Genomic DNA, 14,879 nt, shown 5'->3' on the forward strand with positions numbered 1-14,879 from the left:
AGCGGGCTTGCGCGAATTGTCGCGGCTTCGTTCGTCGCTTCAGCGAACGGCCTGACGCTGAACGCAAAAAAGCCGCACGACCCGAGGATCGTGCGGCTTTTTGCAGATAAATCACGTGTCTTGTTTGTTGCTCAGAACCTTGCCGGTAGTGGCATCGAAGTCCACATCCCACTCGGTGCCGTCAGCCAAGCGCAGTTCAACTTCATATTCGTAACCGTTGAAGTGGTTATCCAGGTCGGTGTCGGTAATCGTGGCACCCGGGTGCAACTTCAAGGCAGCCTGGTTCAGTTCTTCCAGGGGTTTGATCTTGCCACTCTTGACCAACTCGGGGATCTGGTCGACGCGAACGTCAGCCTGGGCCAGGCCAGCGGTGAGGGTCAGGGCAGCAGCGGTGAACAGGGCAGTTAAAGTTTTCATGAAGTTCTTTCCTTGGGTGAACTGTTTAAGTGGAATCAGGTTAGCTCGCGCAACTTAATTCACCCTTAAGAAACGTTTCGGGCTTCGATTGCGCCGTTTGTTCAATTCCGTCATCCCGACAATCTTTCATGCTGCGACCTCGATCAATGGAGGTGGTGATGAAATACATCTTTGCGCGGATCTATGCCCCAGCGTTCTGGGGCGGATTTATTGGGGCCAGCCTTTGGCTAACGGGAGTTGCCGGGTTAAGAGAGGGGTGGCTGTTGCCGCTGTTTCTCGCAGCCCTGGCCCTGTCGTTTCTGGCCGAATGGGCTTTACCCTATGAGGTGTGCTGGAATCGCTCGGTCGGTGATCGCGCTCGTGACATCGTTCACGGGTTGGTCAACGAGGCGTTGAATGCTCTCGGTTTGCTGGCGTTACCGGGCCTGGTGGCGCTGCTGTCGTTCGACGGGGCATGGCCAAGGGGGTGGCCGCTGTGGTTGCAACTGGCGCTGGCGATTTTCATCGCCGACGCCGGTCTCAGCCTGATGCACTACGCCAGCCACCGCGTGCAGTGGTTGTGGCGTCTGCATGCGGTGCATCACAGCGTTCAACGGCTATACGGCTTCAATGGCTTGATGAAACATCCGTTGCATCAACTGCTGGAAGCCTCTGCGGGGCTGTTGCCGTTGTTGCTGCTGGGCATCCCGCTGGACGTGGCGGCACTGCTGGCATTTGCCATCGCCATCCAGTTGCTGCTGCAACATTCCAATGTCGATATGCAGCTGGGGTACTTGCGCTGGATATTCGCCTGGGCGCCGGTGCATCGCTTTCATCACATGAAATATGGACGGGCCGGCGACGTGAATTTCGCCTTGTTCTGCAACCTGTGGGACTGGCTTCTGGGGACCGGGTTTTACACGGCGGATTATGAAATCCGTCAGGGCGACCTGGGCATCGGCAGCCGACCAGACTTCCCTCGGGGCTACGTAGCGCAACTGCTGGACCCGTTCGGGCCGGTGTCGTTGAGCAAAGAACCCGCGGTACCTGAGCCGTTGCGGCGCTGAATCAAGCCAGTAGACGCAGATCGATGTGTTGCAACGCTTGGCGAGCGGTCACGCCGAAGAGCTTTTTCAGACTCCGGGAGAAGTGCGCAGAATCGGCAAACCCGGCCTCGTGCGCGGCGTCAGTCACGGCGCTGCCGGCCAGGATCAGCACCATCGACAGCCGCAGTCGCCGCCATAGCACCAGCCTGCGCACAGGCAGGCCGAGGTGACTGGCGAACAGCCGTTGCAATTGACTTAAGGACAGGTGTGCCTCGGCAGCCAATGCGCTTGCCGGCACCTTGGTCGTCAGCAACCCGTCGAGGGTGGACAAGGCGCGCTCGATCCGAGGATCGCCAAGGGATCGGCGTGGGCAATGACGAACGGCGTGGTCGAGGCTTTCAAGGGACAATGCGGCCTTGAAGACGACGTTGTTCAGCACCTGGTTGTCGAACATGAGTGGCTCTGCATAGACCGTGAACACCACATCCGGCGCCTCGACAATGGAGTGGCAGATTTGAGAGGGGATGAACAGGCGATGGGCCGTTTGGTACACGCCGTCGAGATTGACGGTGACCGGTCGATCAGGGGCCAGGATCAGTTGATGGGCGTAATGGGCATGGGGCGCAGTGCGCCCCAGCTTTCCGTGGATCAGACCATAATCACGCCCTAACCACAGGTGGCCTGTCCACTCGGTATTTTGCGTCACTCAGTACCCGTTGTTCTGCAATAACTGCGCAACACTCGCCGCCGCCGGACGCTTATAGAACTTCAGCAGTTCGCTGGCGCGGTTGGTGAAGATGCCATCGACCCCGGCATCCGCCACTTTCTGATAATCCACCGCATCGTCGATGGTGTAGACGTGCACCAACAGGCCCTGATCGTGGGTGTACTGGTTCATCCACGGTTTCACCAGGTCCGAGTAGCTCTGATCGCCACCCTTGGTCAGTGCGGCCGAAGGGCCGGTACCGATAGCGCCTTGGGCCTTGGCGTACTCGACCCATTGCTGGAATTCGGCTTTGTCTTTTGGCTCCTGTTTGGCGTAGTAGGTGGCTTTATCCTTGTCACCGGATTCGGCGAACGTCACTTTGGATTTCGGCTCGATGCTGCCTTCGCCCACCCACAACAGCAGGATTTTCGGCACTTTCGGCATTTCCTTCTCAAGCAGTTCGAGGCTGCTCTTCTCGAAGGTTTGCAACACCACTTTACCTTTGCCCTGACCGACCGCCAGATTGCTCTTCGCCAGTTTCGAGCCGGCAGGGCTTAGCCAGCCGCGGTCCTGCAATTTATCCTTGAGGTCGCGCTCGATGCCGGGAAACTGCTTCGGCTCTTTGGTTTCGATGTACAGGCCCGGCTTGTGCAGCGGATTACCTTGGGCAATGTCGATGATTTCGTCCAGGGTCAGGATCTTCAGACCCGCGTAGCCCGGGCGTGCGCGATCCGGGTAAGCGCGGTTGAACCAGCTGCCGGCATCCAGGGTTTTGAGTTCGGCGATAGTGAATTCGTTGGCCTGGCTGTCCTTGCGCTCAGGGAACTTGGTGGCGACATCCGTGGTGCGTTGCAGGTTGTTGTCGTGCAGGGCGAACAGCACGCCGTCCTTGCTGCGTTGCAGGTCCAATTCCAGGTAATCGGCACCCAGATCACGGGCCAGTTTGTAGGCCGCAGCGGTGGATTCCGGTGCATCGAAAGACGCGCCACGGTGAGCGATCACCGCCGGGTGCGGAATGCCCAGACGGGTCGCCAGTGCGGTGGGGCTTGGCTCGTTGGTGGCCTGTGCCTGGCCGAGGCCGAGCATCAGGCTCAGCAGCAAGGCGCTCTTGGTGAAGTTGACAGGCATGCTCGAAGTCCTTTTGCGATGGGTTTTCAAAGACGTATCTTTTAACAACTGAGCGCCGCTTGCGCTATCGCCAGACCGACATAAACGTGTTTAAAGGAGTTTTTTCAGCGCATTTGTGCGCTTCTTTGCAGTACTCTTGGCTCCGGCAATTTCCCCGGCAGAGGGAAACCCGTTCGCTTGCCCTGCGTGTAAACCATCGATCACCGGTCCTTCGACCTTTTGTGAGGTTTATCATGCGCATCACTTCCCAGCTCATTTGCCAGGCCGCCGACCAACTCAAAGGCTTCGTCGGCCTCAATCGCAAGACCGGCCAGTACATCGTTCGTTTTAGCGAAGACTCGTTCGGCATGGACGTGGCTGATGACGGCATCATCCCCACCAGTGAATTCGTCTGGGCTCCTGGCCCCGAGCAGACCATGACGCTCAAGCGCGAACTGATCCAGTTGCTGCTGGACCAGAACATCGACGACCGGATCAACATCACCGAACCGTTGCGGGTGTATATGAATCGGCGGGAAGTGCCGCAGATTACGGCGGTGAGGAGTTTGGTGCGGGGGTGAATATTGCGATGACTTGGCTGGCCCTATCGCGAGCAGGCTCGCTCCCACATTGATTAGGTGTCGATCACAAAACCAATGTGGGAGCGAGCCTGCTCGCGATGGCGGTCTAAAGCACACCGCAATTATTACTGCTCAAACAGATACGCCCGCTCAACCCTGCCCACCCGCGTATGACACGCCGAATACCAGGTCGAACGCCCGCGCTCGCGAATCGCGCTGTGCTCGGGATGATGTTTCCAGGCCAGGATCGCCGCTTCGCTATCCCAGTAGGACATTGTTATTCTAAGCCCATCCGCACCTCGGGCCGATTCCACGCCAAGGAAGCCGGGTTGCTCCCGGGCCAGTTGCACCATGCGTTCGGCGGCCTGTTCGTAACCGTGATCGCCGTCGGTGCGCAGTGAGGTGAAAATCACCGCGTAGTAAGGCGCGGCAGGCGTTTGGGCGCTCATGATTGTGGCCTCGCACAGGCCTCGATCAACGCCCGGACCAACGGCGGCAGAACACCCTTAAGCGCGGTGCGTTCCGGTTGGAACAGCGTTGCGACAAAGAACGGGTGATCTTTTAGCTCCACCGCCCGCAGCCCTCCCGTTGAATCGTGGCCCACCGCGTGCAATTGTTGTTTCAGTAGCTCCTGTTCAAACTCGGGATTCACGCCATAACGGCAGCGATATCCCTCGCGAATTTCAGCGTTTTCGTACGCCTTGGCGATCAACGAGCCTTCAACCAAATGAATGCTGTCGACGGCTTCCACCAGCGAACAGGTCAGCGGCGTGAGTAACGCCCGTGTCGCATCGGGCGAGGTCTCGCCGTGTTCGGCATCGCTCCAGCCCAGAACGTTGCGGGCGAATTCGAGCACCGCGTGCTGAAAACCACCGCAAGTGCCGAGGAAAGGTCGCTGCTGCTCGCGGGCAAAACGGATCGCCCGCAATGCGCCGTCCATGTCGCGATAAGGGCTGGCGGGCACGCACCAGAAACCATCGAAGTCATTCAGCGGCGTAGCGGCGTTGATGCGGTCGGTGGCCAACCATTGGAGCTGTATGTCTTGGCCTGAGTGTTCGGCGGCCATGCCGAGGGCGACGGGAATGGCTTGGTGGGCGGTGACCTGTGGGTCGTAATCGCCGATCAGGGCGATGCGGATGGCGCTGGTTTCCATGAGTGATCTCGACACTTGTTGATTCCTGGCACCCACTATAGATTGGCGTTCACGCAATCAATATTGGCGTTATCCCAAGTGATCAATGCACCGATGCACTATCGACTGGACTACCCGGACCTGTCCCTTATCCTCGCCCTCGTGCGCGGCGGCTCTCTGGCCCGGGCGTCGGCGTTGTTGAAGGTCGACGTGTCGACGGTGTTTCGCGCCGTCCGCCGACTGGAAGCCGCGTTGGGTCAGCAACTGTTTGAAAAGAGTCGCGCCGGTTACCTGCCGACCACGCTGGCGCAGACCCTGGCCGAGCAGGCTGAACGCGCCGAACAAGCGCTGGAGGCGGCGCGCATTGGCGTGGAGCAGGGCGGTGAAATCATCAGCGGCACGGTGCGCCTGACGTGCACCGATTCGGTCCTGCAAAGTTTGTTGTTGCCGGCGCTGGCGCGGTTCATGCCGTCTTACCCGGCGCTGACCATTGAACTCTGCACCTCCAACAACTTCGCCAATCTCAGCCGTCGCGACGCCGACATCGCCTTGCGCTTGACCCGCACACCGCCCGAACATTTGGTGGGTCGGCGGTTGGCGGATATTTCCTACCGGGTCTGTGCCAGCGCGGCCTATCTGCAATCAGTCGATTCCCACGACCTGGCTGCATTGACCTGGATCGCCCCGGACGACTTCCTGCCCGATCACCCCACCGTCGCATGGCGGCGTCAGCAGTTGCCTGGCGTGACGCCTGGTTATCGCTGTAACAGCATGTTGTCAGTGACAGAGTTAGTGCGGGCCGGGCTGGGTGTCGCGGCGTTGCCGGACTTTTTGATCGGTGATGGACTGCAACCGTTGACCGAGCCCTTGCACGGTTACGACACGGCACTGTGGTTGCTCACACGCCCGGACTGCCGCGCATTGCGCTCGGTGGTGACGTTGTTCGATGAATTGGGGCGCGCGCTGAAGTTTTCTTGAGTCGGATCACGCCTTCGGTGGCTCTTTGCCTACGAAGTGTTGATGCATTTCCGACGTCAGACTTTCGATACGCTCGGTCAGGGTTTTGGTGATTTCGGTAAGTCGGGTGTTTTGCTCCAGCAGTTCCAACAGTTGCGCGGTGTGTCGCGCGGCCTGGGCCTGACGTTCACTGTTGGCGACGGCCAAGGCTTCACGATGTCGCGCATCGGCGTCTGAGTGGGCTTTGTCCCGTGCCGCCTGACGCGTCTGGGCCAGCAGAATCAGCGGCGCGGCATAGGCCGCTTGCAGGCTGAACGCCAGGTTAAGCAGGATGAACGGGTACACATCGAAATCGGTCACGCCGGACAAGTTCAGGCAAATCCAGACCACCACAATCAGGGTTTGGGCACCGAGAAAAGTCGGCGTGCCGAAGAACCGTGCAAAGGCCTCGGCGCGCAGGGCAAAACGGTCAGTGCCGAAAGTGGGCGCCAGATGAGCGTGAGGGCGATGGAAGCGCAGGTGATCGATGGAACCGGGGATTTCGGTTTCGCGGCTCGGGGTGCTCATGGTGCTCTCTGCATGGCTGCTGGGACTGAGGCTCACTATAGACCCAGCGCCAGTTTCATTCTGAAACACATTTCGGTGTTTCTACTCAGAGCGACCTGTCAGCGATAACGCTGCGGACATTGTCATTTTTTGCAACCCGATTCAGCGCTGATAACAGGCCAGAAACATGTCCAGGGCCGACTCCACAACGGTGTGCTGCATCTCGGGCGACAAGCCTGGCTGGCCCATGGAGATCTGCGGCCAGAACGCAAAGGACTTGAGCAATCCCTGGACCTGTTGTGCGGCGAATTCGGGTGCGACCGGTTTCAATCGGCCATCGGCCTGAGCAGCTCGAATCCATACAGTCACGCCTTCTTCGCGCTCGCCCATTCGGGTGACCATGTTCTGCGCGCGCTCGGGAGAATGGATGGTGGCGGCGATCGCCACTCGTGCCAGGTCGAGAAAATTGTCATCGGCCAGCATCTGCAATTTCGCCTGCAACATAAGACGCAACTGGTCGCGCAGGGGCAGGTCAGGGCGGTAGGCGGTTTCCTGTTCGGCCGTTACCCGCGCCCACAATTGATTGAGGATTTCGGCGAACAACTCTTCCTTGCTCGGGAAGTGGTTGTACACGGTGCGCTTCGACACGCCAGCGGTGGCGGCGATCTTGTCCATGCTGGTGATGTCGAAACCGTTGGCACGGAATTCGGCAATCGCCGCCTGAATAATGGCTTCGCGTTTACGATCGGTGAGACGTTGTGGAGCTGTCATAAATACGCTTAGGCAAAAATAAGGGGAGAACTACACTTGGCAGTTTACTTGCGAACGGCTTTGATGCAACCTTGAAACTACACTGTGCAGTGTAATGTTTTGTTAATCCTGCCCAGTAAAAAATAGAATCTGCGGCTGATGCGTGCGTGCTTTGGCCATCTATCGTCCCCAAGGGGGAAATCGCGAATCTGCGGTTTTCCTGGAGTCATTCAGTCATGGCCACTTTAACTTCTCCAGCGGATAACGCCGCAACGCCTGAAGCTTCACGACAGGCGCAAGGGCAATATCGAAATCATGTACCGGTGAAGCGTCAAGGCTTTCGCAAAACCTTGCGCATTCTGTGGGACTTTATCTTCCACAAACCGCGCGACACCCGTCCGTCTGCTCCCGTCCCGGTGCAAACCCTGACCCAGGCAGCGTTGATCGCCGCGCCCAACCACAGCGTCTATCGCCTTGGTCATTCCACTGTACTGCTGAAACTGCGAGATAAATTCTGGATCACCGACCCGGTCTTCGCCGAGCGCGCCTCGCCAGTGCAATGGGCCGGCCCGAAGCGTTTCCATCAGCCACCGATCAGCCTCGAAGACCTGCCGTCGATTGAAGCGGTGATCCTGTCTCACGACCACTATGACCACCTCGACTATCAGGCCGTGCTCAAACTGGCGGACAAGACCCAATACTTCCTTACCCCGCTGGGTGTGGGCGACACCCTGATCAAATGGGGCATCGATGCCAGCAAAGTGCGCCAACTGGATTGGTGGCAGAGCACCGAGGTCGATGGCCTTCAATTCGTCGCCACCCCTTCGCAGCACTTTTCCGGCCGTGGTCTGTTCGACGGTAACCGCAGCCTTTGGGCATCGTGGGTAATGATCGACGGCGACACGCGGCTCTTCTTCAGTGGCGACAGCGGCTACTTCGACGGCTTCAAACGCATTGGCGAACAGTACGGCCCGTTCGACCTCACGCTCATGGAAACCGGCGCCTACAACGTCGAGTGGCCGCATGTTCACATGCAGCCCGAGCAAACCCTGCAAGCGCACATCGACCTTAAAGGGCGCTGGTTGCTGCCGATCCACAACGGCACCTTCGACCTGTCGATGCACGCCTGGTACGAACCCTTCGATCGTATTCTGGCGTTGGCCTGGGAGCGGAGCGTGTCGATCACCACGCCGCAGATGGGCGAAGCATTCAACGTGATGTTCCCGCAACGGGGCAGTGCGTGGTGGTTTGAGGTGGAAGGTGAAAGCGATCAGGCGGCGCCTCAGAACGCTTGATGTTGTGCTGCCGGGCCGCTTGCCGTGGGGGCGGCCCGAGTTCTGGATCGATCTATCTACGTTCATCCAGTAACAGGTTTGGATATTCCGAGATTTTTGCCACGGTCAAATCGCGAAATTTTCCACTCAGTAATTCGTCCAGTTCTTCCTGGGACAGTCCGAGCCTTTGCGCGGCCTCAGTCTTGCTCAGCCGACCGTTTTGGAGGAGCAGGCCAATCTTCATGACGTGTTCGGCTTTGGCTCGCATCTCACCCGCCTCGGGGTAGCCCGGCGCCTCATGAACGCAGCGGTTGCTTCCATCGATTTCATTCATTTGCTGACACCTCACTCAACCATTGCATAATCCGCCCGCCCCACCGGATCCGGTGTCGACCCTCTCACATTCATCCCTCTGCCCGGTGCAAATCCCGGGAAGAACACCAGGCCTTGCGACTCAAACCGATACGCCAACGCCAGCCGGGTGACATCGAGCACCTCGCGTTCTGCCTCGAAGCGCTGAATGGCGTCAACGGAAACCCCGGATTCCTCGGACAACTCTTCAACACTCCAGCCCAGCATCGCTCGGGCCTGGGCACAGTGGGCGGGGGTGAACTGGAAGAGGGCGATACGTTCCAGGGTGATTTTCATCGCAAGAGTGGCCATGGTGTTCTCCGGGCTCGAGAGTGCTGATTCAAAATGTACTGTGTTTTTGTACAGTTGTTTTGATCCCGGATCAAACTCATTTTTTTGATCGATTCTGTTTTTCGCTCCGGCAGGCGCTTGGGAGCGACTACGCTGTTTCTATGCGGGCACCTGAAAGCTCAAGGCTTTCAACGCCCGTGAGCAGTAATGATTGAACGTCAGCTTTCTGATTTTCAATTCAGGGAAGGTGGCGTTTATGACGCAGTGCGTCACAGCGTTATGCAGGGAAGGGAATCATGAAAAGACTACGTCTGTTATGTGCCCTGATCGGTTTTACAAGCTTGCCCGTCGCGGCTGATATGGCATCGTTGAGCAAAGAGGCCTTTGTCAGCGACCTGATAAATCAAATGACCCTGGAGGAAAAAATCGGCCAACTGCGGCTGATCGCCATTGATGAAAAGATGACGCCCGAAAAAATACGTGAAGAGATCGCCGCCGGGCGAATCGGTGGTACCTACGGCTCTGTAAGCCGTTTCGTAAACCGCCCCATGCAGGACGCGTCTCAACAAAGCCGCCTGAAAATCCCGATGTTTTTCGGCTGGGACGTGATACACGGCCATCGAACCATTTTCCCCATTGGTCTGGCATTGGCCTCCAGTTGGGACATTGGCGCTATTGAGCTAAGCGGTCGGATAGCGGCAAAAGAAGCCAGTGCGGACGGTATCGACCTGACCTTCGCCCCGATGATAGATATCGCCCGAGATCCTCGCTGGGGACGCACCTCCGAAGGCTTTGGCGAAGACACCTACCTCGTTTCGCGCATTGCCAAAGCGATGGTTCAGGCCTACCAGGGCGCAAGCCCGAATGCACCCGACAGCATCATGGCCAGCGCCAAACATTTTGCGTTGTATGGGGCTGTCGAGGGTGGGCGCGACTACAACAGTGTCGACATGGGCCTGGCCAGGATGTACCAGGATTACCTGCCACCTTATCGTTCGGCGATTGAAGGTGGCGCGGGGGCGATGATGGTGGCGCTTAACTCGATAAATGGCGTGCCAGCCGCTTCCAACGCCTGGTTGATGCAAGACCTGCTGCGCAAAGCATGGGGCTTCAAGGGGCTGGTCATCAGCGACCATAACGGCATAAACGATCTGGTTCAGCATGGCGTGGCGAAGAATCACCGAGAAGCGGCCAGGCTCGCGATCAAGGCCGGCGTTGATATGAGCATGAACGACTTTTCCTACGGTCCGGAGCTACAGGGGCTGCTTGAGTCGGGCGCTATTTCCCAAAGCAATATCGATAACGCGGTGCGGGAGGTCCTTGGGGCCAAGTACGACATGGGGCTGTTCGAAGACCCTTACCGGCGCATCGGCATTGCCAGTGAAGACCCCGCTGACAACAATGCCGAATACCGTCTGCACAGAGCCCAGGCCCGTGAGGTGGCACGCAAGACATTGGTGCTGCTCAAGAATGAAAACGGCCTCTTGCCGCTGAAAAAAGAGGGCGTGATCGCACTCATAGGCCCGTTGGCAAAAAGTACCGTCGACATCATGGGCAGTTGGTCCGCCAGCGGCGTGCCCGCGCAATCGGTGACGATCTACGACGGCCTGAAAAACGCAATGACCCAGGGTTCGCTGATCTATGCCCGAGGCGCCAATCTCGAGGAGGATCAGGAGGTCGTTAAATACCTGGAATACCAGGGAGTGTCCGAAATCGCGAACGACCCTCGCCCGGCGGCAGAAATGATTGATGAAGCGGTCAAGTCTGCACAGCAAGCCGATGTTGTGATTGCGGTGGTGGGCGAGCCCCGCAGCATGTCTCATGAAGCGGCCAGTCGAACCAGCCTCGACCTGCCTGGGCGCCAGAGTGAATTGATCACCGCCCTGAAAGCCACCGGCAAGCCGTTGGTACTGGTCTTGATGAACGGCCGGCCACTGTCCATCGGCAAGGAGCAGAAACAGGCCGATGCGATTCTGGAAACCTGGTACAGCGGCTCCGAGGGAGGCAACGCCGTTGCCGATGTGTTGTTCGGAGACTACAACCCGTCCGGCAAATTACCCATCACCTTTCCACGCTCCGTGGGGCAGATCCCCAATTACTACAGCCACTTGAACACCGGTCGCCCCTACATAGCGGGTGCGCTTCGCAACTACACGTCTCAATATTTCGATCAATCCCACGGTCCGCTTTATCCCTTCGGCTATGGGCTGAGCTATACCGACTTCAGCCTGACCGACATGGCCCTGTCGTCGACCACGCTGAGCAAGACCGACAACCTCGTCGCCAGCGTCATGGTGAAGAACACCGGCCAGCGCGACGGCGAAACGGTGGTTCAGCTGTACATCCGCGATGTCGTGGGATCCGTCAGCCGTCCGGTCAAAGAACTGAAGAACTTTCAAAAAATCATGCTCAAGGCCGGAGAAGAGAAAGCGGTCCATTTCAGCATTAATGAGAACGACTTGAAGTTCTTCAACACCCAATTGGAATACGCCGCCGAGCCGGGTGAGTTCCGGGTGCAAATCGGCCTGGATTCCCAGGATGTGAAGGAGCAGAGTTTTGAGTTGCTGTCAGAACAAGGCAGTGGTTAAGGCCGGTAAGTTAAGGCTGAACACCACAATCCCTTGTGGGAGCGAGCCTGCTCGCGATGATGGCGGTACATTCAGCATCAATGTTGGCTGACCCGCCGCTATCGCGAGCAGGCTCGCTCCCACATGGATTGCGCTTTACTGACTGTAGCGGCCTCGCTATTTCGCCCCCTCCAACCAAACGGACGGTGCCTGCCCCAGCACGCGGCGAAACATCGTCGAGAACGCCGCCGGGCTGTCATAGCCAAAATCCAGGGCAATCCGCGTCACCGGCGTGCCCACCGCCAGCCGCGCCAAAGCCAGCACTACACAGGCCCGCTGCCGCCATTGGCTGAAACTCAGCCCGGTCTGTAGGCGGAACAGACGATTAAAAGTACGCAAACTGATATGCAACTGATCAGCCCATTGTTGCGGCGATTGGTGAGCGTCCGGTTGCTGGAGAAACATCTGACACAACCCAAGCAGCCGCGCATCCAGGGGCAGCGGAATGTGCAACGGCAAGTGAGCGCTACGGGCCAGTTCGTGCAATAGCAAGTCGATCAGCGCACCATCGCGCCCAGCCTCGTCGTACTCCAGCGCAACCTCCACCGCCTCCATCAGCAAATGCCGCATCAACGGCGAAACACTGATCACCTGACAGCGATTACCCAAATCAACCGCCCCCGGTTCGATGTACAAGCTGCGAGTGCTCACCCCCAGCATCAACACCTCATGCGCCACCCCCGGCGGAATCCACACCGCCCGCTGCGGCGGCACCACCCAATTGCCGTCGTGCGTACTCACCTGCATCACCCCGGTGGCGCCGTACAACAACTGCGCCCGCCGGTGGGTATGGCGCGGCAACAGCTGCCCATCACGGTAATCCGTGCCGAGGGCCACCACCGAGCGTGGCGTGTCGTCCAGCAGATCAATCGAAACATTGCGCATCGAGCGGTACCCAGTCGTTGGCGTAAACGCAAACATTATTGGCTGACTTGCTGAAGCAGGCCAAGCCCCATCGCTCTATCGTCGGCCCCTCTCAACCAACGGACAATGCGCGATGTTCTTCTACCTCTTGCTGGCACTCTTCGGCTGCATGACCGGCGTCACCGCCGTGCTGTTCGGCTTCGGCGGCGGCTTCGTCGTCGTGCCCCTGCTGTACCGCATGCTCACGGCCAGTCACGGCGCCGACGATCCCATCAGCCAATCGGCAATGCACATCGCCGTAGCCACCTCGACCTGCGTAATGATCGTCAACGCCCTGATCGCCACCGCAAAACACCGCCGCGCCGGTAATCTCATTCGCCATTACCTGTGGCCGTTGGGCGGGTTCATCGGTTTGGGCGCGATCATCGGCGCCGTTGCAGCGATGTGGGCGAGTGGCGAGTTGATTCGTTTTGCCTTCATCGCCTACCTCGGCGTGACGATTCTGGACTGCCTGTTCCGACGCGGATTTCTCACACAGTCCGACGCTGTAATCCCACGGCGATTGGGCAGGGCAGAAGTGTCGGGCGGCGGTGTAGGCATCGGCACCATCGCCACCTTTCTCGGCGTGGGCGGCAGCGTCATGACCGTGCCGTTGTTGCGGCGTTGTGGGCTGAGCATGTCCCAGTCGACGTCCATGGCCAATCCGTTGAGTCTGCCGGTTGCGCTGGCTGGAACACTGACTTACATGGCGATGGCGGGGTTTGCCGGGTTTGATCTGGGGGCGTGGTTTGTCGGTTATGTGGATGTGCTGGTGTTTGCGGTGTTGACGGCTGGATCGCTGGTGGGGATTCGCCTGGCGACGCCGTGGATCGGGCGGATACCGGATCGGGTGCATGCTCGTGTTTATATTGGTTTGCTGGTGGTGGTGATGCTCAGCATGGCGATGAAGTGAGACGTGCAATGAGGCTCGATTCCCTCCTGCAACCTCGCCATAATCCGTCCTCGTTCAACCTGCGCCGCCTTCAATCTGCCCGGCGCTGCTTCCGACTCATTCAGGGATCGATCAATGCTCAAAGGATTGTTACGCCTGGCGCCAGTCGCCGCGTTGCTACTCATGTTGTGTTCCACTGCTCATGCCGAGGACGGAAGACGAGTGTTCACCGGCACGCTGGGCAAGATGCCGATCGTGCTGGAACTGAATACTTCTAACGCTGAAAACATAAGTGGTCGCTATTTCTATCAGAAATACCGCAAGGACCTGGTGCTCAGCGGCATCAAGAATGGAGAGATGCTGGTACTCGATGAGGGTGAACAGCGCTATGGAGAGAAAACCCCAAGGCCTCAAATTCATCTGAATATCGAGCCCAATAGATTTTGGGGGGATTGGAGCAACGACGAAGGAAAAACTCTGAAGATAGAATTGGTGGAAGCCAAACTGCCGGTAATGCCTGCCGGTACTCTGCCTTACCTCGCCAAACTCCATGAAACTGAGCCGTACGAATATCTGCGCCTTCAAGGTATGAAGCTCAAACAAGGAAAGACAGAAACGTTCAATGGCTACTCACTGCAATGGTGGAGCGAACCGCAAACAAAGACGACGCTGTTTGAAGTCGTTTCGGGCTACACCGCCGAAGAGCGTCAGCGGATCAATCAACAGTTGATGGGGCGCTTGTGGCTGGAAGTAGTGGGTTATTACGGATGTCTCGCCGGCGGTGGCGTGAATTTCTATCACCAAACGATCAAACCGTTGTTGATGACGCCTTCGGTCATCAGCGTGAACATCGGTACTGAGTACAGCTGTGGCGGCGCTTACCCGGATCAGAACGATGTGCCGCTCAACCTGGATGCCAAGACCGGCAAGCCTTTAGTACTTGAAGATATTCTTTGGGTGGGAGAGGGGAAACCACTGCATTACGAAGAACTCTACGGTGAAAGCGATCAGTCACCTGACACGTTCACCGCGTTTTCTGCGTACCGCTCCAACGAATTCGCGCCATGGTTGGTGGCCCAGCTCAGTAAGCTTTATCCCGATCAAATGACCAGTGATGAGGAATGTGCCTACAGTGATGTAGATCCGTGGCGTTTCCTGTCTTGGCATTTCGCCGAAAACGGCATCAAGCTAGAGCCATCATTTCCTCATGTAGCCGCTTCGTGTGGGTATGTTGAATGGAGCGTCCTGCCCTACAACCTCATAAAACAACACCCAGGCGGGGTAGCGCTGCAACTGCCCTGAGGCGAATTTACTTCTCCG

Annotated in this window: 17 protein-coding genes; 7 read left to right on the forward strand and 10 right to left on the reverse strand. The window is 58.1% G+C overall.

All coding sequences use genetic code 11. From position 1 onward, the window contains the following. Positions 1-111 precede the first annotated feature (111 nt). Complete coding sequence (locus ACZ89R_RS25355) at positions 112-417, reverse strand: PepSY domain-containing protein (RefSeq protein WP_123495750.1); 306 nt, start codon at positions 415-417, stop codon at positions 112-114. A 158-nt stretch (positions 418-575) separates the two neighbouring features. Between ACZ89R_RS25355 and ACZ89R_RS25360 the strand changes: the two genes are divergently transcribed. Then, positions 576-1,463: a sterol desaturase family protein gene (locus ACZ89R_RS25360; protein ID WP_429547724.1), complete on the forward strand. Its 888-nt coding sequence runs from the start codon at positions 576-578 to the stop codon at positions 1,461-1,463. Position 1,464: 1 nt separating this feature from the next. Here ACZ89R_RS25360 and ACZ89R_RS25365 read toward each other — a convergent pair whose 3' ends face one another. Then, complete coding sequence (locus ACZ89R_RS25365; protein WP_429547723.1) at positions 1,465-2,148, reverse strand: helix-turn-helix transcriptional regulator; 684 nt, start codon at positions 2,146-2,148, stop codon at positions 1,465-1,467. Then, complete coding sequence (locus ACZ89R_RS25370; protein ID WP_429547722.1) at positions 2,149-3,276, reverse strand: glycerophosphodiester phosphodiesterase; 1,128 nt, start codon at positions 3,274-3,276, stop codon at positions 2,149-2,151. A gap of 233 nt (positions 3,277-3,509) precedes the next feature. On the opposite strand from ACZ89R_RS25370, the gene ACZ89R_RS25375 reads away from it, so the two are divergent. Continuing rightward, positions 3,510-3,836 (forward strand): DUF2025 family protein, encoded by a 327-nt coding sequence (locus ACZ89R_RS25375; protein ID WP_030132586.1) that lies wholly within the window; start codon positions 3,510-3,512, stop codon positions 3,834-3,836. A gap of 125 nt (positions 3,837-3,961) precedes the next feature. Here the strand turns inward: ACZ89R_RS25375 and ACZ89R_RS25380 are convergent, their stop codons facing one another. Together ACZ89R_RS25380 and ACZ89R_RS25385 are read right to left on the reverse strand one after the other, a co-directional pair. Next, the gene (locus ACZ89R_RS25380) at positions 3,962-4,285 is read right to left on the reverse strand and encodes an antibiotic biosynthesis monooxygenase family protein (protein ID WP_429547721.1); all 324 of its coding nucleotides are present in this window, start codon (positions 4,283-4,285) and stop codon (positions 3,962-3,964) included. Further along, positions 4,282-4,989 carry a CTP synthase C-terminal region-related (seleno)protein gene (locus tag ACZ89R_RS25385; RefSeq protein ID WP_429547949.1) on the reverse strand — a complete coding sequence of 236 codons (708 nt, stop codon included), beginning with the start codon at positions 4,987-4,989 and terminating at the stop codon, positions 4,282-4,284. Before ACZ89R_RS25385 ends, ACZ89R_RS25380 begins: the two co-directional genes overlap by 4 nt. 15 nt (positions 4,990-5,004) lie before the next feature. On the opposite strand from ACZ89R_RS25385, the gene ACZ89R_RS25390 reads away from it, so the two are divergent. Beyond that, positions 5,005-5,946 (forward strand): LysR family transcriptional regulator, encoded by a 942-nt coding sequence (locus tag ACZ89R_RS25390; RefSeq protein ID WP_429547720.1) that lies wholly within the window; start codon positions 5,005-5,007, stop codon positions 5,944-5,946. 6 nt (positions 5,947-5,952) lie between these two features. On the opposite strand, the gene ACZ89R_RS25395 is transcribed toward ACZ89R_RS25390, so the two are convergent. Then, on the reverse strand, positions 5,953-6,492 hold the full coding sequence (locus tag ACZ89R_RS25395) for a DUF1003 domain-containing protein (RefSeq protein ID WP_429547719.1): 540 nt from the start codon (positions 6,490-6,492) through the stop codon (positions 5,953-5,955). Between the two features lie 141 nt (positions 6,493-6,633). Further along, a complete protein-coding gene (locus ACZ89R_RS25400) occupies positions 6,634-7,242 on the reverse strand; it encodes a TetR/AcrR family transcriptional regulator (RefSeq protein WP_429542675.1) in 609 nt (202 codons plus the stop codon). A 215-nt stretch (positions 7,243-7,457) separates the two neighbouring features. Here ACZ89R_RS25400 and ACZ89R_RS25405 point away from each other — a divergent pair, with 215 nt between their 5' ends. Continuing rightward, positions 7,458-8,516: an MBL fold metallo-hydrolase gene (locus tag ACZ89R_RS25405; protein WP_429547718.1), complete on the forward strand. Its 1,059-nt coding sequence runs from the start codon at positions 7,458-7,460 to the stop codon at positions 8,514-8,516. 52 nt (positions 8,517-8,568) lie between these two features. Here ACZ89R_RS25405 and ACZ89R_RS25410 read toward each other — a convergent pair whose 3' ends face one another. Together ACZ89R_RS25410 and ACZ89R_RS25415 are read right to left on the reverse strand one after the other, a co-directional pair. After that, complete coding sequence (locus tag ACZ89R_RS25410; RefSeq protein WP_123495773.1) at positions 8,569-8,829, reverse strand: XRE family transcriptional regulator; 261 nt, start codon at positions 8,827-8,829, stop codon at positions 8,569-8,571. An 11-nt stretch (positions 8,830-8,840) separates the two neighbouring features. Then, positions 8,841-9,158 carry a helix-turn-helix domain-containing protein gene (locus ACZ89R_RS25415; protein WP_123495775.1) on the reverse strand — a complete coding sequence of 106 codons (318 nt, stop codon included), beginning with the start codon at positions 9,156-9,158 and terminating at the stop codon, positions 8,841-8,843. Between the two features lie 338 nt (positions 9,159-9,496). Between ACZ89R_RS25415 and bglX the strand changes: the two genes are divergently transcribed. Continuing rightward, complete coding sequence (bglX, locus tag ACZ89R_RS25420; protein WP_429547948.1) at positions 9,497-11,725, forward strand: beta-glucosidase BglX; 2,229 nt, start codon at positions 9,497-9,499, stop codon at positions 11,723-11,725. 156 nt (positions 11,726-11,881) lie between these two features. On the opposite strand, the gene ACZ89R_RS25425 is transcribed toward bglX, so the two are convergent. Then, positions 11,882-12,649, reverse strand: a complete 768-nt coding sequence (locus ACZ89R_RS25425) for an AraC family transcriptional regulator (protein WP_429547717.1) — start codon at positions 12,647-12,649, stop codon at positions 11,882-11,884. A gap of 112 nt (positions 12,650-12,761) precedes the next feature. On the opposite strand from ACZ89R_RS25425, the gene ACZ89R_RS25430 reads away from it, so the two are divergent. Both ACZ89R_RS25430 and ACZ89R_RS25435 read left to right on the forward strand, forming a co-directional pair. Beyond that, on the forward strand, positions 12,762-13,580 hold the full coding sequence (locus tag ACZ89R_RS25430; RefSeq protein ID WP_429547716.1) for a sulfite exporter TauE/SafE family protein: 819 nt from the start codon (positions 12,762-12,764) through the stop codon (positions 13,578-13,580). Positions 13,581-13,694: 114 nt separating this feature from the next. After that, positions 13,695-14,861, forward strand: a complete 1,167-nt coding sequence (locus ACZ89R_RS25435; RefSeq protein ID WP_218398072.1) for a hypothetical protein — start codon at positions 13,695-13,697, stop codon at positions 14,859-14,861. Positions 14,862-14,879 lie beyond the last annotated feature (18 nt).

The organism is Pseudomonas sp. TE3728, from assembly GCF_056279145.1.